This window comes from Mesorhizobium sp. LNJC405B00 (assembly GCF_000502615.1).
GTDB lineage: Bacteria > Pseudomonadota > Alphaproteobacteria > Rhizobiales > Rhizobiaceae > Mesorhizobium.
In genome coordinates this window covers 38,423-60,130 of record NZ_AYWC01000014.1, presented here as the reverse complement: position 1 = coordinate 60,130, position 21,708 = coordinate 38,423, and the positions used below count along the sequence as shown (strand labels likewise).

The 21,708-nt window shown below is 63.6% G+C and carries 23 protein-coding genes, 1 tRNA gene and 1 pseudogene; 9 read left to right on the top strand and 16 right to left on the bottom strand.

The window, feature by feature from the left end; all coding sequences use genetic code 11:
* Positions 1 to 69: 69 nt before the first annotated feature.
* Positions 70 to 1,077 carry an iron ABC transporter substrate-binding protein gene (locus X756_RS142305; RefSeq protein WP_023698702.1) on the bottom strand — a complete coding sequence of 336 codons (1,008 nt, stop codon included), beginning with the start codon at positions 1,075 to 1,077 and terminating at the stop codon, positions 70 to 72.
* A 204-nt stretch (positions 1,078 to 1,281) separates the two neighbouring features.
* Between X756_RS142305 and X756_RS142310 the strand changes: the two genes are divergently transcribed.
* The 3 genes from X756_RS142310 (at position 1,282) to X756_RS142320 (ending at position 4,610) form a co-directional block, all read left to right on the top strand.
* Complete coding sequence (locus X756_RS142310) at positions 1,282 to 1,833, top strand: sigma-70 family RNA polymerase sigma factor (protein WP_023671665.1); 552 nt, start codon at positions 1,282 to 1,284, stop codon at positions 1,831 to 1,833.
* A 1-nt stretch (position 1,834) separates the two neighbouring features.
* Positions 1,835 to 2,473 carry an NrsF family protein gene (locus X756_RS142315; protein WP_023671666.1) on the top strand — a complete coding sequence of 213 codons (639 nt, stop codon included), beginning with the start codon at positions 1,835 to 1,837 and terminating at the stop codon, positions 2,471 to 2,473.
* 202 nt (positions 2,474 to 2,675) lie between these two features.
* Entirely contained in the window at positions 2,676 to 4,610 is a 1,935-nt protein-coding gene (locus X756_RS142320) for a PAS domain S-box protein (RefSeq protein WP_023731059.1), read from the top strand.
* Between the two features lie 27 nt (positions 4,611 to 4,637).
* Here the strand turns inward: X756_RS142320 and X756_RS142325 are convergent, their stop codons facing one another.
* The 7 genes from X756_RS142325 to X756_RS142355 all read right to left on the bottom strand — a co-directional run bounded on the left by X756_RS142325 (position 4,638) and on the right by X756_RS142355 (position 10,065).
* Positions 4,638 to 5,516 carry a 3-hydroxybutyryl-CoA dehydrogenase gene (locus X756_RS142325; protein WP_023671668.1) on the bottom strand — a complete coding sequence of 293 codons (879 nt, stop codon included), beginning with the start codon at positions 5,514 to 5,516 and terminating at the stop codon, positions 4,638 to 4,640.
* Positions 5,517 to 5,636: 120 nt separating this feature from the next.
* On the bottom strand, positions 5,637 to 6,566 hold the full coding sequence (locus tag X756_RS142330) for an electron transfer flavoprotein subunit alpha/FixB family protein (RefSeq protein WP_023731058.1): 930 nt from the start codon (positions 6,564 to 6,566) through the stop codon (positions 5,637 to 5,639).
* A gap of 20 nt (positions 6,567 to 6,586) precedes the next feature.
* Positions 6,587 to 7,336 carry an electron transfer flavoprotein subunit beta/FixA family protein gene (locus X756_RS142335; protein WP_023686691.1) on the bottom strand — a complete coding sequence of 250 codons (750 nt, stop codon included), beginning with the start codon at positions 7,334 to 7,336 and terminating at the stop codon, positions 6,587 to 6,589.
* Between the two features lie 215 nt (positions 7,337 to 7,551).
* A complete protein-coding gene (locus tag X756_RS142340) occupies positions 7,552 to 8,352 on the bottom strand; it encodes a rhomboid family intramembrane serine protease (protein ID WP_023731057.1) in 801 nt (266 codons plus the stop codon).
* A gap of 29 nt (positions 8,353 to 8,381) precedes the next feature.
* Positions 8,382 to 8,963 carry a cob(I)yrinic acid a,c-diamide adenosyltransferase gene (locus X756_RS142345; protein WP_023731056.1) on the bottom strand — a complete coding sequence of 194 codons (582 nt, stop codon included), beginning with the start codon at positions 8,961 to 8,963 and terminating at the stop codon, positions 8,382 to 8,384.
* Positions 8,964 to 8,982: 19 nt separating this feature from the next.
* Positions 8,983 to 9,174, bottom strand: a complete 192-nt coding sequence (locus tag X756_RS142350) for a twin transmembrane helix small protein (protein ID WP_023671673.1) — start codon at positions 9,172 to 9,174, stop codon at positions 8,983 to 8,985.
* Positions 9,175 to 9,198: 24 nt separating this feature from the next.
* Complete coding sequence (locus X756_RS142355) at positions 9,199 to 10,065, bottom strand: SDR family oxidoreductase (protein WP_084569963.1); 867 nt, start codon at positions 10,063 to 10,065, stop codon at positions 9,199 to 9,201.
* 60 nt (positions 10,066 to 10,125) lie between these two features.
* Here X756_RS142355 and X756_RS0135180 point away from each other — a divergent pair, with 60 nt between their 5' ends.
* Entirely contained in the window at positions 10,126 to 10,977 is an 852-nt protein-coding gene (locus tag X756_RS0135180) for a YihY/virulence factor BrkB family protein (RefSeq protein ID WP_023671675.1), read from the top strand.
* Here the strand turns inward: X756_RS0135180 and X756_RS0135175 are convergent.
* Positions 10,974 to 11,849: a DMT family transporter gene (locus X756_RS0135175; RefSeq protein ID WP_031195766.1), complete on the bottom strand. Its 876-nt coding sequence runs from the start codon at positions 11,847 to 11,849 to the stop codon at positions 10,974 to 10,976. The genes X756_RS0135180 and X756_RS0135175 overlap by 4 nt on opposite strands.
* A gap of 218 nt (positions 11,850 to 12,067) precedes the next feature.
* On the opposite strand from X756_RS0135175, the gene X756_RS142360 reads away from it, so the two are divergent.
* The gene (locus tag X756_RS142360) at positions 12,068 to 12,355 is read left to right on the top strand and encodes a hypothetical protein (protein ID WP_023671677.1); all 288 of its coding nucleotides are present in this window, start codon (positions 12,068 to 12,070) and stop codon (positions 12,353 to 12,355) included.
* Here X756_RS142360 and gluQRS read toward each other — a convergent pair whose 3' ends face one another.
* On the bottom strand, positions 12,356 to 13,231 hold the full coding sequence (gene gluQRS, locus X756_RS142365; protein ID WP_023731054.1) for a tRNA glutamyl-Q(34) synthetase GluQRS: 876 nt from the start codon (positions 13,229 to 13,231) through the stop codon (positions 12,356 to 12,358). It abuts the gene before it with no gap.
* 74 nt (positions 13,232 to 13,305) lie between these two features.
* Between gluQRS and X756_RS142370 the strand changes: the two genes are divergently transcribed.
* Together X756_RS142370 and X756_RS142375 are read left to right on the top strand one after the other, a co-directional pair.
* Positions 13,306 to 13,947 (top strand): DNA-3-methyladenine glycosylase, encoded by a 642-nt coding sequence (locus tag X756_RS142370; protein ID WP_023685318.1) that lies wholly within the window; start codon positions 13,306 to 13,308, stop codon positions 13,945 to 13,947.
* Between the two features lie 127 nt (positions 13,948 to 14,074).
* Positions 14,075 to 14,632 (top strand): HNH endonuclease, encoded by a 558-nt coding sequence (locus X756_RS142375; RefSeq protein ID WP_008874122.1) that lies wholly within the window; start codon positions 14,075 to 14,077, stop codon positions 14,630 to 14,632.
* A gap of 266 nt (positions 14,633 to 14,898) precedes the next feature.
* Here the strand turns inward: X756_RS142375 and X756_RS142380 are convergent, their stop codons facing one another.
* On the bottom strand, positions 14,899 to 15,417 hold the full coding sequence (locus tag X756_RS142380; protein WP_023731053.1) for a disulfide bond formation protein B: 519 nt from the start codon (positions 15,415 to 15,417) through the stop codon (positions 14,899 to 14,901).
* A gap of 62 nt (positions 15,418 to 15,479) precedes the next feature.
* On the bottom strand, positions 15,480 to 16,064 hold the full coding sequence (locus X756_RS142385; protein ID WP_023685316.1) for a YqaA family protein: 585 nt from the start codon (positions 16,062 to 16,064) through the stop codon (positions 15,480 to 15,482).
* A 206-nt stretch (positions 16,065 to 16,270) separates the two neighbouring features.
* On the opposite strand from X756_RS142385, the gene X756_RS142390 reads away from it, so the two are divergent.
* Positions 16,271 to 16,355, top strand: a tRNA-Leu gene (locus tag X756_RS142390).
* Between the two features lie 188 nt (positions 16,356 to 16,543).
* On the opposite strand, the gene X756_RS142395 is transcribed toward X756_RS142390, so the two are convergent.
* From X756_RS142395 to X756_RS142410, 4 genes are all read right to left on the bottom strand, one after another.
* Positions 16,544 to 17,119: a cation transporter gene (locus X756_RS142395; RefSeq protein ID WP_023731052.1), complete on the bottom strand. Its 576-nt coding sequence runs from the start codon at positions 17,117 to 17,119 to the stop codon at positions 16,544 to 16,546.
* A 139-nt stretch (positions 17,120 to 17,258) separates the two neighbouring features.
* Positions 17,259 to 18,410, bottom strand: a complete 1,152-nt coding sequence (locus tag X756_RS142400) for a YncE family protein (RefSeq protein ID WP_023685315.1) — start codon at positions 18,408 to 18,410, stop codon at positions 17,259 to 17,261.
* A gap of 76 nt (positions 18,411 to 18,486) precedes the next feature.
* Positions 18,487 to 19,767 carry a GNAT family N-acetyltransferase gene (locus X756_RS142405; RefSeq protein ID WP_023731050.1) on the bottom strand — a complete coding sequence of 427 codons (1,281 nt, stop codon included), beginning with the start codon at positions 19,765 to 19,767 and terminating at the stop codon, positions 18,487 to 18,489.
* Complete coding sequence (locus X756_RS142410) at positions 19,767 to 21,170, bottom strand: lipopolysaccharide biosynthesis protein (RefSeq protein WP_023731049.1); 1,404 nt, start codon at positions 21,168 to 21,170, stop codon at positions 19,767 to 19,769. Before X756_RS142410 ends, X756_RS142405 begins: the two co-directional genes overlap by 1 nt.
* Positions 21,171 to 21,311: 141 nt before the next feature.
* Between X756_RS142410 and X756_RS1000000170075 the strand changes: the two are divergent.
* Positions 21,312 to 21,583 (top strand): annotated as a pseudogene (locus tag X756_RS1000000170075) (transposase); the annotation flags it as partial.
* Positions 21,584 to 21,708: the final 125 nt, after the last annotated feature.

Genomic DNA, 21,708 nt, shown 5'->3' with positions numbered 1-21,708 from the left:
CGAAAACAGAGCGCTCCTGCGGAAAGTCCGGCAGGAGCGCAATCGTTGCCCTTTTAGGACGAACCCAGCCTAAAGCAAGCCGGCTGCCGTCATCAGGTCCGTCACCTTTTTGGAGTTCAGTGTCGCCGGATCGACCTTCGGCGCCTGCAGGTCGGCCAGCGGCACCAGCTTGGGATTGGACTGCGCGTCCTTGCCGATAGCGTATTCGAAGGACGTGCCGGTCTTCAGCACGTCCTGGCCGCCTTTCCCGGTCACCCATTTGAGGAACGCCTGGGCTTCCTTCGGGTGCTTGCTCGAGGCGAGCACGCCGCCGCCGGAGATCGAGACGAAAGCGCCGGGATCCTGGTTCTTGAAATAATGCAGTTCGACGTTCTTGCTGTTTTCGCCGGTCTTTGCCTGATCGCCGAAATAGTAATAGTGGTAGATGATTCCGCCTTCGATCTCGCCGGCATTGACCGCCTTCATCACCGTGCCGTTGCCCTTGTAGGCGGTGAAATTCTCCTTCATGGCCTTCAGCCAGTCGGCGGTTGCGGCTTCGCCCTTGAGCTCGAGCAGCGCGCTGACGATGGCCTGAAAATCGGCGCCGGAAGGCGAGGCTGCCCAGCGGCCTTTCCAGGCGGGATCGGCGAGATCGAGCATCGATTTGGGCAGCTTTTCGGCCGTGAGCTTGGTCTTGTTGTAGGCAAAGACGGTGCTGCGCGCCGCGACACCCACCCATTTGCCGCTGCTCGGCTGGAATTCGGCCGGGACTTGCGCCAGCGTGTCGGCGTCGACCGGCGCGAAAAGGCCCGCCGCTTCGACCAGGGTCATCGCCGGCGAGTTTTCGGTCAGGAACACGTCGGCCGGCGAAGAAGCGCCCTCGGCGACGATCTGGTTGGAGAAATCGCTGTCGCCGCCATTGCGCAGCGTGACCTTGATGCCGGTTTCCTTGGTGAAACCTTCGACCCATTCCTTGGCCAGGCTCTCATGCTGGGCGTTGTAGACGATGATGCCGGCATCCGCGGCCATCGCCGGCCCGGCGATCATGCTCACGGCCAGCGCTGTGGCCCCCGCTAGGGTGGAGAGCGTGTATCTCATGGCGTCATCCTCAATCTCGGTGGTTCTGGTTTCGCAGGCTGCACCTATCGATACCTGACAGCAGTAGTCAACATTGCTCGGCTGCTTCAATCGGTCGCCGCTCCCGCAAACTTTCGTGATTTTGCGGCACTTTGGCTTGGACATCATTTCGCCGGACACGTAACAAATCGGTGCCGAGGCGCGAAGATCGGGGAGTGAACTCTTGTGAGCGGCAAGGATGAGGCCGAGCTTTCCCGGCTGATGCGGGCCGCGATCGCGGGAGATGAAAGGGCCTACGCCGACTTTTTGCACCGGATCGCCGCGCTGGTTCGCGGCTTTGCGAGGCGCAAGATCGTACAGGGCGGGGTCGATCCCGAGGATGTCGTGCAGGAAACCTTGCTGGCCATTCATGTGAAACGGCATACCTGGCGCCAGGACGCGCCGGTGTTGCCATGGATCTATGCGATAGCCCGCTTCAAGCTGATCGATGCTTTCCGGCGGCGCGGACGGCGCATCGAAATCGAGATCGACGAGATCGCCGAGACCTTTGCCGAGCCGGAAACCGAGACCGTCAGCGAACGCGACATCAACCGGGCGCTGGACGGACTGCCGGCTGCGCAGCGTTCCGTCGTTTCTTCGATCTCGGTCGACGGCCGCTCCATCGGCGAGACGGCGGCCAGGCTCGGCGTCAGCGAGACGGCGGTGCGGGTGTCGCTGCATCGCGGGCTTGCCGCGATCGCCAAGCGATTTGGGCAGGGGCGCTTCGGGCGGCAGTGACATGAGGACGGAGGATCTCATCAAGGCACTCGACGCCGACACAAGCAGCAAGGCGATGCCGCTGCGCTCGGCCTGGTTGATGGCGGCGGCAGCCGCGGCGGTGATCGCGGCTCTGGTCTTCTTTCTCACCATCGGCCCGCGTCCCGACATCATGACCGCCATGCACACGATGCGGTTCCTGGCGAAGTTCGTGTTCACCATCGTGCTCGCCGTCACCGCCTTTGGCCTGGTCCGGGCGTTGTCGACGCCGGGCGCTTCGACGGCAAGAGCCGCGGCCTGGATGCTGGCGGCGCCGCTGCTGGTGGCCGTGGCGGTGGCTCTCGAACTGTTCATGGTGCCGGAGCCGATGTGGAGCACGCGCATGGTCGGCTCCAACATGATGATCTGCATGGGCTTCATCCCGCTGATCGGAATCGGCCCGCTTGCCGTCTTCCTGTGGATGCTGCGCTATGGAGCGCCGACGCGGCCGGTGTTGGCCGGGGCGGTCGCGGGACTGCTCGCCGGCGGCCTGGCGGCGACCTTCTACGCCGCGCACTGCTTCGACGATTCGCCGCTTTTCGTCGCCACCTGGTACACGCTCGCCATCGCCGTCCTCGCCGGTCTGGGCGCGCTCGGGGGACGGTTCTTCGTGCGCTGGTGACCGGGCCGTCCAAGATCGCCCAATAATCACCGATCCTTAATCATGCCGGGAATTGTTTGCGGGTTCACCGTGTTGCCGGTGGCTCCGGCGCAACCTTTCCTTAAAATCGATCATCCAGTGTTTTTTGCAGAAATGTGTTGCGCATGGGGTGGCATGCACAGTGATGCGACGAGAGCGAAAAAGCCTGCGGGCTGACAGTCACGTGGCTTTGGTGCTTGCGGCCGGAGGGCTTTGCGCTGCCGTGGTCGCGCTCCTGCTGTCGCGGCTCGATGTCAGCGCCGAAGTGCTGAAACTCTGCCTGCAGATATCGGTGCCGGTCGCCGCCGTTGCGCTGATTCTCGCCGCCCTGTTCATTTACCGGATACTGGACGACCGCCGGCAGATCGCCGAAAGCGAGCAGCGTTTCCGCCGCGCCATGGAGGATTCGGCGATCGGCATCGCCATTGTCGGCCTCGACGGCCGCATCCATGAAACCAACCCGGCCTTCGCCGCCATGCTCGGCTATAGCAAGCAGGAGATCGAGGCGCTGACCTTCTTCCAGATCACCCATCCCGACGATGTGCAGATCGGCCGTGAGACGATGGACGGCATGCGGGCGGGCACCGTCAACGCCTTCCACTTCGAAAAGCGCTACCTCAGGAAGGACGGCACGCCGGTATGGGCCCATCTTGCCGGTTCCGTCATTCGCGACGAGAAGAGCGGGAGCCCGCTCTACCTGGTCTCCCAGATCGAGGATATCGATGCGCGCAAGCAATCCGAGGCGCGCATAGCCGAAGCCGAAACGCGCTGGAATTTTGCCCTGGCCAGCGCCGGACAAGGCGTCTGGGATCTTGATATGCGGAAGGGCGGCACCACCTACTCCGCCACCTGGGTGAAGATGCTGGGCTATGCCGATGGCGAACTGGACGGCGACCCCGACCGCTGGCTGGCGATGATCCACCCCGACGATCGCGAAAACGTCGCCGAAGCCGATCGTGCCCATCTGGAGGGCAGGACACCGTTCTTCGAAGCCGAGTTCCGGATGCGCCACAAGGATGGCCACTGGGTCTGGATCCTCGACCGCGGCAAGACGCTCGAACGCGACAAGGACGGACGGCTGGTCAGGGCCATCGGCAGCCTGACCGACATCACCCAGCGCAAGCAAACCGAGGAAAGCCTCATCGTATCGGCGGCAATGCTGGCCGACGAGAAGGAGCGGCTGAGGGTGACGCTGCAGTCGATCGGCGACGCCGTCATCTGCACCGATGCCGCCAACCGCATCACCTTCATGAACCCGGTCGCCGAAAAGCTCACCGGCGTTGTTGGCGCGGAGGCGCTCGGCAAGACGCTTGGCCATGTCTACTGGGCGGTGGACGAAGAAACCGGGCAAAGGATCGGCATGACGCGGCCGGCGCTCGGCAGCGCCAGCCCTGTCGACCAGAACAGTCGCGCCGTCCTCATCCGTCGCGACGACACACGCTGCAGCATCCGCCAGGTGGTGTCGCCGATCATGAACGACCGCCAGGAGTTCTGCGGTCTTGTCATTGTCTTCCAGGACTTCACCGATGCGCGCGCCTTGCAGCGCCAGCTCGCCTATGCCGCGGCGCATGATGCGCTGACTGGCCTTGCCAACCGTTCGAGCTTTATCCGCACCATGGAGGAACTGGTCGACCGGAGCCGCAAGGCCGGCACAGCCAGGCCGGCGGGCGAACATCATTTCATGTTCATCGATCTAGACCATTTCAAGCTGGTCAACGACACTGGCGGGCACGCCGCCGGCGACGCCTTGCTGAAGCGGGTTGCCGAGGCCATTCGCGGTGCGCTTGGGCCGGAGGATATCGTGGCCCGCCTCGGCGGCGACGAATTCGCGGTCATCCTGAAAGCCGGGCCGAGCGCCGGCGCCAGGATTGCCGCACGCTCGGTCATCGACGCCATCCGCGGCCTGCAGTTCAGCTGGGACGGCCGGCCGCATGCGATCGATGCCAGCATCGGGCTGGCGCCAATCCACAGCAACAGCGGTGAAGTCGACGAGATCATCGCCCGGGCCGATGCTGCCTGCTATGCGGCCAAGGCCGCCGGCCGCGGCTGTGTTTCCGTGGCGCCTGACGATACCGGGTCAAGAGGCCAAGCAGAGCCGCCGCTTGCAGCGGCGTCCTGAGGGAGCACGGAACTTTCGTTCTGGTGGTTAGCGCGTCGGAACCGGATGCTCGCCGCGATAGTCGTAGAAGCCGCGCCCGGTCTTGCGGCCGAGCCAGCCGGCCTCGACATATTTCACCAGCAGCGGGCAGGGGCGATATTTCGAATCCGACAGGCCGTCATGCAGCACCTGCATGATCGACAGGCAGGTGTCGAGGCCGATGAAATCGGCGAGCTGCAGCGGTCCCATCGGATGGTTGGCGCCGAGCCGCATGGCGGTGTCGATGGCATCGACCGAGCCGACCCCCTCATAGAGCGTGTAGATCGCCTCGTTGATCATCGGCAACAGAATGCGGTTGACGATGAAGGCCGGAAAATCTTCAGAGACGGTGATCGTCTTGTCGAGCTGTTTCACATAGGCCTTGGCCGCCTCGAAGGTCTGATCCTCGGTAGCGATGCCGCGCACCAGTTCGACCAGCTTCATTAGCGGCACGGGGTTCATGAAATGTATGCCGATAAAACGCTCGGGACGGTCGGTCTGCGCCGCAAGCCGGGTGATCGAAATCGACGAGGTGTTGGTCGCCAGAATGGCTTCCGGGTTGAGCTGGGGACAGAGCTGCGCGTAAATCTTGCGCTTGACCGTCTCGTCCTCGGTCGCCGCCTCGATCACCAGATCGGCACCGGCGAGATCAGCCATGGTGGGGGCTGCGGAAATGCGCGCCATCGCTTCGTTACGCAGCTTTTCCTCAAGCTTGCCGGAGCCGACCTGGCGGGCCATGTTGCCGCTGACCGTGGCAATACCCTTCTCGATACGGTCGGGCGAGACGTCGTAGATCAGCACCTTGAAACCCGAAAGTGCTGATACATGCGCGATGCCGCCGCCCATCTGGCCGGCGCCGATGATGCCGATCGTCTCGATCTTGGCCATTTGCAGCGATCCCGTCGAAAAGGCCTTTGCGGCCTGCTTTTTGTGCAGTGCAAACTAAAAGGGTGGGGCAGCTTCGTCTACCCCACCCTTTCACAATTTAATACGCTTTGGCAGAAAGCGTCAAAGCGCCTTTTGCAGTTCCGGCAGGATGACGAACAGGTCGCCGACCAGGCCATAATCGGCAACCTGGAAGATCGGCGCCTCTTCGTCCTTGTTGATGGCGACGATGACCTTCGAATCCTTCATGCCGGCAAGGTGCTGGATGGCGCCGGAAATGCCGACGGCAATATAGAGGTCAGGCGCCACGACCTTGCCGGTCTGGCCGACCTGCCAGTCATTCGGGGCGTAGCCGGCGTCGACGGCAGCGCGCGAGGCGCCGACGGCTGCACCGAGCTTGTCGGCGACCGGCAGGATGACTTCCTGGAACTTTTCCGAGGAACCGAGCGCGCGGCCGCCCGAAATGATGATCTTGGCCGAGGTCAGCTCCGGACGGTCGGTTTCCGAGAGTTTGTTCTCGACGAAAGTGGAGAGGCCGGGATTGGCCGCGGCCTTCACCGTCTCGACAGCTGCCGAGCCGCCCTCGGGGGCAGCCTGGAAGGAGGCGGTGCGCACAGTGATGACCCTCTTGGCGTCGGTAGACTGCACCGTCTGGATCGCATTGCCAGCATAGATCGGCCGCTTGAACGTGTCTGGTGAAACCACTTCGATGATCTCGGAGACCTGCGCGACATCGAGCAGGGCCGCCACGCGCGGCGAGACGTTCTTGCCCGACGAGGTCGCCGGCCCGATTATGGTGTCGTAGGCGCCGGCCAGTGAGACAACGAGTGCGGCGAGCGGTTCGGCGAGGCGCTCGGCCAGTTCGTCGGCCTCGGCCAGCAGCACCTTGCTCACGCCCTCGAGCTTGGCGGCGGCGTCGGCAGCGCCCTTGGCGCCTTTGCCGGCCACCAGCACATGCACGTCCGAACCGATCTGCAGCGCCGCCGAGAGCGCTTTGGCGGTCTGGTCGGAAAGAGTTGCGTTGTCGTGTTCTGCGATGAGGAGAATGGTCATTTTATCTGTTCCTTCCAGTCTCAGAGCACGCCGGCTTCGTTCTTCAGCTTGTCGACCAGTTCGGCGACGCTCTTGACCTTCACGCCCGCCTTGCGGCCGCTGGGCTCCTCGGTCTTGAGCACCTTCAGGCGCGGCTTGACGTCGGCGCCGTAATCGGCCGGGCTCTTTTCGTCGAGCGGCTTCTTCTTGGCCTTCATGATGTTGGGCAGCGAGGCATAGCGCGGCTGGTTGAGGCGAAGATCGGCGGTGATGATCGCCGGCATCTTCAGTTCCACCGTCTGCAGGCCGCCGTCGACTTCGCGCGTCACCTTGGCCTTGTCGCCGTCGATCACGACCTTGGAGGCGAAAGTGCCCTGTGCCCAGCCGAGCAGGGCGGCCAGCATCTGGCCGGTCTGGTTCGAGTCATCATCGATCGCCTGCTTGCCGAGGATCACGAGACCGGGCTGTTCGGCGTCAACGACGCCCTTCAGCACCTTGGCGACGCCGAGCGGCTCGGTCTGCTCGTCGGTCTTGACCAGGATGGCGCGGTCGGCGCCCATGGCGAGCGCGGTGCGGAGCGTTTCCTGCGCCTGCTGCGGGCCGACCGAAACGACGATGATCTCTTCGGCCTTGCCGGCTTCCTTCAGCCGGAGCGCCTCTTCCACCGCGATCTCGTCGAACGGGTTCATCGCCATCTTGACATTGGCGAGTTCAACCGCCGAACCATCAGCCTTGACGCGAACCTTGACGTTCGCATCCACAACCCGCTTCACGGGCACAAGGATCTTCATTTGCCTGTCACCTCTCCTGAGATATCCGGGCGCGCTATAGCAGCGTGCGCCTCCGCAGAGTTGTCGAAAGCCGACATTCCTGACTGAATTGCGGCCAAACGGAATCCTGGCCGGACGAATTCTGGTCTTCTGCCGCCTAGCGGTGGCGCTCTCCGTAGTTGTGGCGACGCAACACGTCAATATGCCACGGCAGCGGCCAAACCACTCAAATCGGTTCAGTTGTGACCGGAAGCGCCACCCCGGCCCCAACGCGTCTCAGGTTGCACGGGAGCCGGACCGGCTGGCGCCGGCCCAGTAGAAGCGGCTGGCTGATCGGCGGGTTGCGGCTCGCCGTCGTCACCGGCGAGCAGCGGCACGCCGCGGCTGCGCATGATGAGCACCAGCACGCCACCGGCAATGATGCCGCCAATGTGGCAGGCCCAGGATATCTGGTTTTCGCCGCCGGCGGCAAACATCACCACCTGGAAGCCGATCCACAGGATCAGCGGGATGAAGGCCGGGATACGCAGCGGAATGCGGGCAAAGACCAGCACCCACACTTTCACCCGGGGGTAGAGGACCAGATAGGCGGCGACGACGCCGGCAATGGCGCCGGAGGCGCCGATCAGCGGAACCTCCGAACTCCAGGCGACGAGCCCCTGGAAGAAGGCGCCGGCGATGGCGCAAAGCAGGTAGAAGATGAGGTAGCGGATGTGGCCGAGTGCGTCCTCGACATTGTCGCCGAACACCCACAGGAACAGCATGTTGCCGCCGAGATGAAAGATATCGGCATGCAGGAAGGCATAGGTAAGGTAACTCAGGCTCTCGGGAATGACGACGAATTGGGGCGAGAGTTCTGCCGTGTCGTGGACAACCGAAGGAATGAAGCCGAAGCCGAGCACGGCTGCGTTGTTGAAATTTTCGCCGCCGATCGTGGTGATGAGAAACACAAGCGCGTTGACCGCGATCAGGCCGATCGTCACATATTGCAGCCGGATGTGGCGCAACCTGTTGGAGTCGTAAAGCGGGATGAACATGCCCCAAGCCCTTTCCCGCCTTCGAAAATTCAGCGGTTCTTGCCGGGCACCCATAACACGTCGGCATTTCCGTTGTCATTGACCGCACGAGCGGCGACGAACAGAAAGTCCGAGACGCGGTTTATGTATTTCAGCCCCTCGCGATTGACATGTTCGGCCGGGTCCTGCGCCAGTGCCACCATGATCCGCTCGGCCCGTCGCGCCACGGTGCGGGCAAGATGAAGTGCTGCCGCCGCCGGCGTGCCGCCATTGAGCACGAAGGATTTGAGCGGCTGCAGATCCTTGTTGAGAAGGTCGATATCCTTTTCGACGCGCTCGGTCTGCGAGGCGATGATGCGCAGCGGTTCGTAGCCGAGCGGCTTGCCGTCGTCGGGCACGGCGAGATCGGCGCCGAGGTCGAACAAATCGTTCTGGATGCGGGACAGCATGGCGTCGATGGCGGGATAAGTTGCCGCTGTGTGCAGGCGGGCGATGCCGATGCAGGCATTGGCTTCATCGACGGTGCCGTAGGCATCGACGCGCAGGTCGGATTTCAGCCTGCGTTCACCGGTGCCGAGGCCAGTGGTGCCGTCATCGCCGGTGCGGGTGTAGATCTTGTTGAGCTTGACCACGTCGCCTCCCGAACGGCCGTCACTTGCGGGTGAAATACACCACCAGCAGGATCAGTGCCAACGCCAGCGCCTGCAGCAGCACGCGTGCCTGCATCAGCTTGTTCGAGCTCACACCGGAGCCGCCGCGCATCATGTTGATGAGGCCGCGGACAAGCACGATCACCACGGCGACCATGACGAGGACGAGGAGGACTTTGATGACGGTTGCCATGATCTGTTCCCAGTTCTCTTGCGGTCAGGCGCGTCTGGCCAGAACGCGGTAGAGCATCGATGCCGGCAGGATGCGCTTGAGCATCACGCCGATCCTGGCCGGCACTGTTACCACATAGTGCGGGCGTGGGCGCCGCGACAGAAGTGCATGGCGCAAGGCCGCATAGACCACCTCCGGCCCCTTTTTCAGCCGCGATGAACTGCCGCCGGCCCGAAGCCGTGCCAGCTGCGAGGCATAGGCGAGGTGGTGGACGGAATTCTTGTGGTCGATGTTCTTCAAGAACCAGAACAGCCCGTTGCTGGCGATTTTCGAGGTCACCGGCCCCGGTTCGATCAGCGAGACATGGATGCCGCTGCCCCTGAGTTCCTGCTGCATGCACAGCATCAGGCCTTCGATCGCGTGCTTGGAGGCTGAGTAGGCGCCGCGAAAAGGCACCGGCGCGAGCCCAAGGATCGAGGAACAATGAACGAGGCGGCCATGTCCCTGGCGACGCATTACCGGTACGATGCGTCGGGTGAGGTCGTGCCAGCCGAAGAAATTGGCCTCGAACTGCTCGCGCAATGCCGCAACCGGCAGGTCTTCCACGGCGCCGGGCTGTGCATGGGCGCCGTTGTTGAACAGGGCGTCGAGGCGTCCGCCTGTCCGCTCCAGCACCGAGCCCACAAGGGCTTCGATAGAGTCCGGCTCACGGTAATCGAGGTAAAACGCCTTCATGCCGTCCGCTTCGAGTGCGGCGATGTCTTCAGGCTTCCGCGCCGTTGCAAACACGCGCCAGCCATCCGCCTTCAGTGCACGGGCGCAGTAGGCGCCTATCCCGGACGAGGCGCCGGTGACGATGATGGTGCGCAACTCTTTGGCAGGCGGCATCGTGGTTTGAGCAAGGGTTGCCATTTGCCACAATCCCTTCCCATATTCGCGGCGTCGAGACAATCGAAGGGAACGCGGCTCTTGATGCGGAATATCGTCGTGCTGCGCCGCGTGCTCTATGACGCGCTTGGCCATTTCAACACCGATGACGGCTGGGCCATGGCCAGCCATCTGGCGATCACTTCGCTGATGGCGCTGTTCCCGTTCCTGATCTTCGCCACCACGCTGGCGAGCTTCCTCGGTGCGCAGGCGTTCGCCGATACTGCCGTGCACCTGGTCTTCGACACCTGGCCCGAACAGATCGCCAAGCCTATCGCGCGCGAGGTGCTCAACGTGCTGACCGTGCGGCGCACCGATCTTTTGACCTACGGCGTGCTTCTGGCGGCCTATTTCGCCTCCAACGGCATCGAGGCGCTGCGCACCTCGCTCAACCGCGCCTACCGCGTCGCCGAAACGCGCGGCATCATCTACCGCCGGGTGCAGAGCATTTTCTTCGTGCTGATCGCGACGGCCGGTTTCCTGGCGATCAGCGTGCTCCTGGTCTTTGCGCCTTTGCTGGCGCGGCTGGCGGAAGCTCATTTCGAGTGGATCAAACCCTATACGGGCACGATCACGCTGTGGCGCTACGTCATCGCCTCAACCGTCATCATTGGTGGCTTGTTTGCCGTCCACTACTGGCTGCCGGCGGGCAAGCGCCGCTTTGTCTCGCTGGTGCCTGGCATCATCTTCACTCTGGCTGCGTGGCTTGTCGGCTCGACGATGTTCGCGACCTACCTCGACCATTTCTCGTCCTATGTGACGACCTATGCCGGCCTCGCCTCGATCATGATCGCCGTGGTTTTCCTCTATATGCTGTCGGCGATCTTCATCCTCGGCGGCGAACTCAATGCGGCGATCAGCCGCTTTCTCGAAGCGCGCGCACGGGTCGGCAGCTAGGTTTTGGCTGGCCGAGCCGTGGCCAGCCCGACGCCGAGCGTCGCGATTGCCATGCCGACGATCTGCACGAGGCTGAGCTGTTCGCCGAACAGCGCCCAGGCGATGACAGCGGTGACGGCCGGCACCAGGTAGAACAGCGACGCGACCTTCGACATCTCGCCGTCGCGGATCATCACCATCAGCAGGAAGATGGCGCCGATCGACAGCACCAGGACCAGCCAGGCCATGGCGAAGATCAGTTCGCCGTTGATGATCACCGTGTGGGTCTCCAGTGCCAGCGAAGCCAGGATCATCAGCGAGCCGCCGCCGATATATTGCCACATCGTCGCCGCCACCAGGTCGCCACCCGAGGCATAGCGCTTCTGCCAGATGGTCCCGGCGCTCATGCCCAGCACCGAGACCAGCGACGCCGTCAGGGTTTCGGGCGTAACGCCGCCGCCGAGAGCGCCGAGCTTCGGCCACAGCACGATGATCACTCCCACAAGGCCGACGGCAAGGCCGGCCCAGTGGCGCGGCAGGATGTCCTCGCCGAGGAACCGGCCGGCAAGCACGGCGGTGATCAGCGGTTGCAGGCCGACGATCAGCGCCGAAAGCCCGGCGGGCATGCCCCTGTGGATCGCCCAGAACACGGCGCCGAGATAGATGCCATGCATGAGGATGCCGGCGACCGTGGCGTGAAGCGCTTCTGCCCTTGTGGCTCGCTTCGAGCCAAGCACGAGCATCAGCCCGGCAAGCAGCAAGGCGGCGATGACAAAGCGGGCTGCCAGAAAGGTGAAGGGCTCCGCCCAGGGCATGGCGTAGCGCGCGCCGATGAAACCTGTCGCCCACAGGACGACAAACGAGGCGGGGATGAACCGCTTGAGACTGTGCATTTCGGGGAAGCCGTTTCCGGTGGAGAGGTCCGATTCGGTGAAGAGACAAATACGGCAATTGCTCTAATGCGGTTCAATCCGGCAAGCAAAGTGAAACAATTGGTACATAAGCTCATCCTGATGTAGGAGGTGGCCGAATTCAAAGGGCGGCGTCAGGGCAATCGACTTCTGTCGATCGATCCGGCGACATGGCGTTTTGGCTTCGACAGGGAGCGCGCATGCTGTTGCATCTCGATACAAGCTGGCTGTTGATGACGGTGGCCAGTGTGGCCGTGTTCGGCTTCTTCTTCGGCTCAGCGCTCGACGCCATCATGCAGGAGGACGGTTTTGGGTCGACCGGCAACACGCTGCTGTTCACGCTCGGCTTTTTCGCCGCGGTCATGGCCGCGAACGAACATGGCATCGTCCTGAGAGATCTGAAGCTCGCGGTTGCCTGGGGACTGGGCGGCGCCTTCGCGTTTATCGGCGCGTTGGCGCTGCTCAAGGCGGGGCTGGCCCGGCTTTAGTCATAGCCCGGCCAGCCGCCTGACTTCGTCCGGCGACATGCCTGCCTGCCTCAGCACGGCAAGGCCGGTATCAGCAAAACTCTTCGACAGTTTGCGCCCATCCGGACCGAGTATGAGACGGTGGTGGAAATACTGCGGCTGGCCGAGGCCGAGCAATTCCTGCAGGAGGCGCTGGATGCCGGTCGCGGAATAGAGGTCGCGGCCACGCACGACATGGCTGACGCCTTGCAGAGCGTCGTCGACGACGACGGCCAGGTGATAGCTGGTCGGGATGTCGCGGCGCGCCAGAATGACGTCGCCCCAGTCCTGCGGACGCGCCTCGACACGCTGCGTCGCCGAAAGCGTCTCGTTGGTGAATTCGCGCCAGGACAAATCCGTGCCGACGCGCGCCAGCGCTGCATCAATGTCGAGGCGCCAGGCGAAGGGCGCATTTTCGGCGATGCGGCGGTTGCGTTCGCTGACCGGCAGCGCCTTGTCGGCGGCGGGATAAAGCGGCACGCCGTCCGGGTCGCGCGGCCAGCCGCGGCCGCGCTTTTCGCTGTCGGCGATGAAGGCCCTGATCTCGCCACGGCTCATAAAGGCAGGGTAGACGAGTTCTTCGCGGACCAGCCGGTCGAGCACGGCCTGATAGTCGGAGAAATGCTCGGCCTGGCGCCGCACCGGCTGTTCCCATTCGAGACCTAACCATTCGAGGTCGCGAAAGATGCCGGCCTCGAATTCAGGCGTGCAGCGGATCGTGTCGATGTCCTCGATGCGCAGCAGCAGGCGGCCGCCGGCCGCACGCGCCAGTTGCTGGTTGAGCAGTGCCGAATAGGCATGGCCGAGATGCAGTTCGCCATTCGGGCTCGGCGCGAAGCGGAATGTCAGGAGCGTCATCTCACAAGCGGCAATCGGGTTGTGCAGCGGTTTTGCCAATTGCTACCGTGAGGTCGGTTCAGGAACAAGAAAACATGCAACGCATCGCGACACTGGACGATATTGCGCGCGGGCTGGATGCGCTTTGCGCAATCGATCCGCGCCTGGAAAAGGTGCGCGGCATGGCCGGCGAGGTGCCGCTGCGGCTGTCGGAGCCCGGCTTTCGAAGCCTGGCCTCCATTATCGTTTCGCAACAAGTATCCCGTGCGAGCGCCGATGCCATTTTCGGCCGGCTGGTGAAACTGGTCGATCCGCTAACGCCGCAGGCGATCCTTGCCGCCGGCGAGGACATGTTTCGTGAGGCTGGGCTGTCGCGGCCGAAGCAGCGCGGTCTGATCGCGGTTGCGCAGGCCGTGGTTGAGGGGCTCGACCTGCATCACCTCTGTTCGCTCGACGCCGAAGAGGCGATCGCGGCTATGATCGCGGTGCCGGGCATCGGCCCGTGGACGGCGGAAGTCTATCTCCTGTTTGCCGCCGGCCACCCCGATATTTTCCCCGCGCGCGACGTCGCGCTGCAGAGCGCGGTTGGCCACGCGCTCGGCATCGAGCCGCGTCCGCCGGAGAAAACGCTGATCGCCCTGGCCGAATCATGGAGCCCGTGGCGAGGTGTCGCATCGCGGCTTTTCTGGTCCTATTATCGCGAAACCAGGGGCCGGGACGCAGCACCTCCGGCCTGAAACCGTAAAAAAGCATGAAAATCCTGCATTTTTGCCGCTTTTGGCTGATGACAATCCGCTTCACATCCCTGTCATGTCGGGCTTACAGTATCCGCGCCGATCGGTTCTAGAACGAGGAGGTCAACAAGTGACGGTTGCCGTATCTCCGGATGGGCTTCCTGCGCTGGTGCTGAATGCGGATTACCGTCCGCTCAGCTATTACCCCTTGTCGCTCTGGTCCTGGCAGGACGCCATCAAGGCGGTGTTCCTCGACCGGGTCAACATCGTCGCCGAATACGAGCATGCGGTGTCTTCGCCGACCTTTTCGATGAAGCTGCCCAGCGTCGTCAGCCTGAAGGCCTATGTGAAGCCGTCGAGGCACCCGGCATTCACCCGCTTCAACGTGTTCCTGCGCGACCGCTTCCAGTGCCAGTATTGCGGCACGCCCGAGGATCTGACCTTCGACCACGTCATCCCGCGCCATCGCGGCGGGGCGACGACGTGGGAGAATGTCGTGGCCGCCTGTTCACCCTGCAATCTGAGGAAGGGTGGCATGATGCCGGCGCACGCCAAGATGTGGCCGCTGCAGAAGCCCTACCAGCCGACCGTGCACGACCTGCACAACAATGGCCGGCTGTTCCCGCCCAACCATCTGCATGAAAGCTGGATGGATTATCTCTACTGGGATGTGGAGTTGGAGCCGTAGGGATTGGCCCGATCGGCCTTGCCAGGGCAATCGCCGATGTCAGGTGCTGCCCCTCATCCGGCTGCCGCCACCTTCTCCCCGTATTGTGACGGGGAGAAGGGAATTGGCTGCAAATCTGGCGCCCTTTTTTCAGCGTTCGGGATTGGCGAAACCATCGATGACTGCGTCTTTCTCCCCGTCACTACACGGGGAGAAATGCCCGGCAGGGCAATGAGGGGCGGTGCCAACATTTAGAGACTGGCCGCATGGCGCGACCTCGCACTTGATTAGTCGCGCGCCAGCGCGCCGCGGAAGGCGATGGCGGCGAGGATGAAGCTGGCGATGGCGTTCCAGCCGGCCAGCGACAGGCCGAGGATACGAAGGGCTGCCTTGTCGCAGGATGGCGGCACGAATTTGTCGAGCGCGTCGAGCACGCCCTTGCCGCCGGTGTCGACCGGGCCGGCGCCGGCCGTGCAATCGGCCGGGCCCTGCCACCAGGCCCATTCGACGCCCGAATGATAGACGCCGAGATAGAGGCCATAGAGCATCAGCAGGCCGCCGACGGCAAGCAGGCCGCGCGTCAGCCATGCGGGCGCGCTAAGCATCGAGGCAATCACCGCCAGCAGCATCAGCGGGGCGCCGATATAATAGGGCGTGCGCTGCTCCAGGCACAGATGGCAGGGGATGTAGCCGCCTATGTGCTGGAAGGCGAGCGCGGAGCCGACCGTGGCGGCCATGGCGACGGCGAGAAACAAAGCGGTGCGCGTCCGCTGGCGTCCGGTATCGGCTGTCATCGTGGCTGTCATGTTTCGTCCGTTGAATTCGCCGTCCGCCGGCATAGTCCTGACCCACCGCCCGCCTTGGGCGGTTAGAAGGCGTATTTGACGACGATATAGAGCAAAATCAGGGCGGCGGCGCCGGCGCCGACGATCAATCCCAAACGCTTCTCGATGAATTCCTTGATCTCCTCGCCATAGCGGCGCAGCAGCCAGGCAAGAAGCAGGAAACGAGCGCCACGCGCCAGGATGGCGGAGACGATGAAGACGACAAGATTGACGTGGAGGGCGCCTGCCAGAATGGTGACCACCTTGATCGGCGGCAGGTGGGCGGCACCCGATGTGACGAGCAGCACCAGCATCAGCCCGGTGCCGGCCGACTGCCACCTCTCGAACGCGTCAAGGCCGCCAAAGTGCTCCAGCATCGGCCGTGCTATCGTGTCGTAGGCATAGTAGCCGATCAGCCAGCCGGCAATGCCGCCCAGCACGGACGCAACGGTGGCGGTCAGCGCGTACCGATAGGCGCGTTCGGGCCGCGCCAACGCCATGGGCAGGTACAAGACGTCGGCAGGTATGAAAAACACCGAGCTTTCGACGAAGGCGATGAAGGCCAGCCACCATTCGGCGGATTTGCGGGCCGCCAGCGACAAGGTCCAGTCGTAAAGTCCGCGAAGCATCGGCTCTCCTGGATGCAGGTTGCCCAGACGCAACGCGCTTTGATGCGCATCTGTCTAGAAAGATTTTCCGCGCCGCACAATGGCAGGAGCGTCATGAAACAGAAAGGCGGGCTTTTGCCGCAAGCAGGGCACGGCGGCGCATTTGGCCAGTTGACGAACAGGCCTCCAACCGTATAGTCCGCGCCCATCCAGGCCTTTGGGCCTGAGCCCCTATGGCGGAATTGGTAGACGCGCTCGACTCAAAATCGAGTTCCGCAAGGAGTGCTGGTTCGATTCCGGCTAGGGGCACCATTTTTGATCTCACGCCGGTTCGCTTCGCTCACGGGCTCCGATGGGCGGCCTGACCGGCCGACGGGCGGTCGCCCTTGCGAACCCCCTTGGGTTCGAACAGTGCCTCGACACAGAGCCAACCGCGGCTGCTGCGGATGACAGCGAGGAGCGCCAATCAGCGGCGGCCGGCAGCCCAGCTCTGCCTGCTCTCAGGCCGCCGCACGGTGTTCTTCACGGGCAGCTTCCCACACTCCGCGGGCCGCGTCGGCGTTCATGACCGCGATCCCCAATCCCACAGCCAAATCGGGCCACGCGGAATGCCAGAGCAAGGCCGTGACCAACCCTGCGGCAATAATGGCGATGTTGGCCAAGGCGTCGTTGCGGGCCGACAGGAAGGCCGCCTTTGTGAGGCTGCCGCCACGATGCCGGTGCGCGGCCAGCATGTAGGCACAGGACAGGTTGACGGCGAGAGCGCCAAGTCCCGCCAAGGTCAAGGCGATGGGCTGCGGCGGCACCGGCACGTTGAACTTCTCCCAAGCCGTCCAGAGCGTTGCCAGACCCGGCATGAGAAGGATGAGCGCCAATGCCATCCCCACCCGCGCACGGGAGCGCACAGACCACCCAAGTGCGAGCAGGATAAGGAGGTTCACGGAAGCATCTTCAAGAAAGTCGATGCTGTCGGCGAACAGGGACACTGATCCAATGGCGAGCGCCACAGCGAACTCGATCCCGAAATAGGCAAGATTGAGAAGCGCGACGATGAGGACGATGCGGCGAAGGTTCATCTTCTGGCAGTATCCGAAACCAGTGTGTGGAGCTACAGCTTCGCGGTTTCCAAGGAAAGCCCCTGCTCGTTCCGGGTCCCGGCCGATGGGCGGTTGCCCTTGCGACCTTTTGCGTTCGAGCCGCGCCTCGAACACGGACTTAGCGCATATTCCCCGTATGCCCTTGCGAATACCGCCCCGGCTGTGGCCACACCGTCAGGCCGTGCGGCTCTGAGCCAACCCGAAACTTGGTCACCGCGCCTGATGTCGTGTCGATCATGTAGGCGGCACTGTCGAAGCGGCCGGACAGCCATAGTTGTTTGCCGTCGGCGCTGACATTGCCCATGTCGGGGCTGCCGCCGCCGGGGATCGGCCAAAGTGCTACGACCGCGCGGGTGGCGAAGTCGATCACGCTCACGCTGCCCGGTCCCTTTGCCTTGCCCTGCTCCATCTTGTGCGAGCCCCGGTTCGAGACATAGAGCCGCTTGCCGTCGCGGCTGACGACGAAGCCATGGGCGCCGATGCCGGTCGGGATGAAGCCGATCTCCTTGAAACTGTCGCCATCGACGAGGAACACGCCGTCATTCATCATGTCGGCGACGTAAAAAACCTTGCCGTCGGGCGAGAGGCGGATGTCCTGCGGCATGCCCATTTTCGAGAAGTCGAGATGGCCAAGCACCTTCTGGTTCTTCAGGTCGATCTTGGCCAACCCGCCATTGCCGTATTCGCAGGTGAAGATCGCGTAGGCGCCGTCGACGGAGAAATCGGCGTGGTTGATGCCGGGACAAGTGGGCGTCGGCAGGGCCGACTTCAGCGCCATGGTGTGAGGATCGCGGAAATCGAGCCGCTCCAGGGCTTCGTCGACGACGATGGCCGCGCCCGGCATGAAATACAAATTGTAGGGATCGTCCACGGCGATCTGCGGGCCGGGCTTGCCGGTCATCGGGTCGATCGGCGTCAGGCTGCCGTTCTTGCCGGTGCCATTGTTGGCGACCCACAGCGTCTTCAGGTCCCATGACGGCACGACGTGCTGCGGTTTGCTGCCGACCGGGAACCTGTCGACTTCCTTGAGCGTCATGGTGTCGATCACCGTGACGCTGTTGGAGGAGCGGTTCGGCACATAGACGCGCGGCAGTGCACCCAGCGTGGCCGGGCTGAGATGGCCGGCGGCGGTGTGGCTGTAGATGTTGATGGACGGCGCGGGCTCGCTGCAATCCTCGGGACAGCTATCGGCCCAGGCGCGGACAGGCAGCAGTGCAAGCAGCGAAAAGGCCGCACGGGGACCGGCGTGACGCAAAAAGGTTCTGATCATCAGGATGGCTTGTCGTGAAGGCCGGCCGAAATTGCCGCGCCGACCCATAGCTGGTGTCTTGCCGTTGATCCAGTGGCTATCGCCGTCCCAGCAAACTCTTCACGCGGTTGCGCAGCAGGCGGGCCATGTTGCGGGTCTCGCGGTAGAGATGCAACTGCGAGGCTGCCTGGCGGGCGAGGCGGTCGGCATCCGGAGTCAGCCCGATCACCAGCGAGCCCATCGGCTTGCGCTCGCTCCACAGCCGGCTCATCACCGGATGGTCGGGCACGGCGCAGGAATCGGTCATCATAATGTTGGGGTCGTCGAGATGCTGCCTGGTCACCTTGATCATCAACAGCGTGCCCGGCGAATAGGTCGCCAGCGTCTCGTCATAGGCGGTCTTCCAGGTGTAGGCGACGCCGGCCTCGACGAAGACGACCAGGCAGGCGATCGTGCGGCCGTCCAGCGTCAGCGAATGGATGCGGCACATGTCGTGCTCGGCCAGCCGGTGCACGGCTTCGCGGGCAAAGGCGGCGCGGTAGCGGTCGATGGCCATGGCGGTGCGCTCGCGGCCCTTCCAGCCGGCGGCTTCCAGCGTCAAAAAACTTTCGATGGCGTGGCGGATTTCGTCCGGTCCCCGCGCCACGACATGTTCCAGCCTGCCGAGATCCCCCAGGCGCCGCTTTAGGCGGCGGAATTCGCGGTAGTGGTGCGCGCGCAGCGATGCCTTCAGATACGCCTCGCCGTCGAGCGTACTTTCGAGCACCGGCCGGTCCGCCTTGCCGGTGGTGACCATCGTCAGGCCGCGCGTCTCGGCAACGGTGGCCAGCACGCTGGCCAATGGGCCGTCGAGGCGCATGTCGGGCAGCACGAAGACCTTCGGCAGCTTGAGATGCGGCCGCGACAGCATGCCGAAGAAATCCTCGACGACGCCGATCGGGTCGTCGTGGTCGACCAGCGGTGTGCCGATCGGGCCGAACGGGCTCGACCAGGTGCGCATCACCGGAACGCCGAGCGGCACGGCCGGCCTTTCGACCGAGAACGGCACCAGCAGGCGCAGCCGGTTGCGGTATTCGTCGCCGTCGCGGATCACCGCCAGCTTGACCTCGCGATCTTCCAGCCGGGGCATGGCCGGCGCAAGAAAGCGCGGGTTGAAGAAGACGTTGGGCTCGATCGTGCGGGTGCACAGAAAGTCGAGTTCCTCGACCAGCTCGAAGCCGGCCGAAGCCGGATAGATCGCCAGCTTGCGCAGCGGCCGGTTGCTGGCGAGGATCTCGAGATGCGCCGGATCGGCGTCGCGCGCCAGGCCGGCAAGGCCGGACACCATGGCGCCGGCCGGACCGCCGCTGGTTTCCTCGATCAGCGGGATGGCGGCCATCAGGCATCTCCCTTGGCGGCGGGCACGAAGATCAGCATGACGATGCCGAGCTTGCGCCAGACGGTGAAGGACAGGGCGCTGGCCTCGAAGACCATGGCGAGGCTGGTGGCGATCGCCGCCCCCCACAGGCCGAAGAACGGGATCAGCACCACGTTGAGACCGATGTTGAAGGCCAGCGTCATGGCATAGACGGCGGCGCAGATGTTCTGGTTGCCGCTCATCGTCAGAAGGCTTTCGCACGGGCCGACGGCGGCGCGCGCCACGACGCCGAACACCAGCAGGAACAACAGCGGATAGCCGGCGGTGAATTCCGGGCCGAACAGAACCAGCATCGGTTCGCCGAGCGCCAGCACCAGCAGCGCCATCAACAGCGACGGCCAGAACGTCCACGACACGGTCTCGCGGGCGAAGGCGGCGAGCTTTTCCGGTTCGCCATGGGTGAACTGCGCATAACGCTGGGCAACGCCGGCCTTGACGGAGAAATAGACGAAATGCACCAGCGCCAGCGTCTTGACGGTGGCGAAATAGACGGCGACGTCATTGGGCTGGAGATAGGCGCCGACCATCAGCACGTCGGCGTTGGTGAGCAGGAAGAAGAAGCTCTCGACCAGGAAGATCGGCAGCGAGACGATGAACCACTCGGCGAAATGCACCTTCATCGGCCCGGCCGGGATATTCCTGCCCATCCGCGTGGTCACGCCGATGAGCTGGCCGAGCGTGGTGGCGTAGGTGGCGGCGATCGAGGCGAAGATCGCTGTCCTGGCGTCGGGCGCATAGCCCATTGCCAGCATCAGCGCCATCAGCGCCAGGATCAGCACCGGCCGCACCAGATATGTCGGCGACAACGCAAACAACGCCCAGGAATTGGCGCGTGACTGGCCTTGCAGCAGATCGCCCATGGCGATCATCGGCAAGCAGAACAGGCCGAGGATGAAGGGCATCACATAGTAGCTCTCGATCCAGTTCGCGCACAGCCAGACGCCCAGTGCGCCAAGTCCGGCGATCGCGGTCGAGGCAATCAGCACGAACAGGCGGCTGGCGACCACGATGCCGCGCAGCTCGGCCAGCATGTTGCGTTCGCGATATTCGGGGATGAAGCGGATGACCGAGGTGTGGAAGCCGAGGCAGGCGAGGTTGCCGACGATGACCATCGTCACCCAGACGAGGACGAAGATGCCGTATTCGAACGAGCCCATCCAGCGCGCCATCAGCACCTGGCTGATGAAGGCGATGACGGCGCTGACGATGCGGATGGCAAAGGCGATCAGCGACATGCGGCCGGCTTCGCCGCGTTCGTCGGCGGTGAACAGCACCGCATCGATGCGGCCAAGCAACGGCCTCATGCGCAGCGCCAAGCGCTGCGGCAAGAACCGCCCGGCCGTCGTCGCCGCGGAAAAGCGCACCCCGATGTCTCTCCGTTTTCCGCCTCTTTTCAAGGTTTCGATGTAGCGGAGACACATTAAGAAAGGGTGGGCAGGTGGGCTCCCTTCTCCCGTCGCTATACGGGGAGAAGGTGCCGGCAGGCGGATGAGGGGCGGCGCAGGCCTTCGACTCGCATCAACCACTCGGAGCTACAGGGACGGCCACGGCAAGCATACCAACATAGTCGAGAGCTATTTCAGCCGTTGCGCCGGACGGTCGCCGGTCAGCACCACGTTTCGCACCGCTACCTTTTCTAGTACGCCAATCATGCCGCTTCGTTTGAAGACCACCGTCGCCGGTCGAATGGGGGCAATGCATTAGCCCTGCTTGGTGGCGCGCTCAATTACTCGGCATCGCGGATTTGACTGGTTACTGGCAACGGAACGCCACGTGAACAAGTAGTGAACAGACTAGCACTTGCTAAAATGCTCGGAATCGGCCCATTCTGCCCGGTGTGGTGTGTTCCGAGTCACAAAAGGGAACGGGCCAACGAGGTGTACCACCACCAAGTTGACCCGA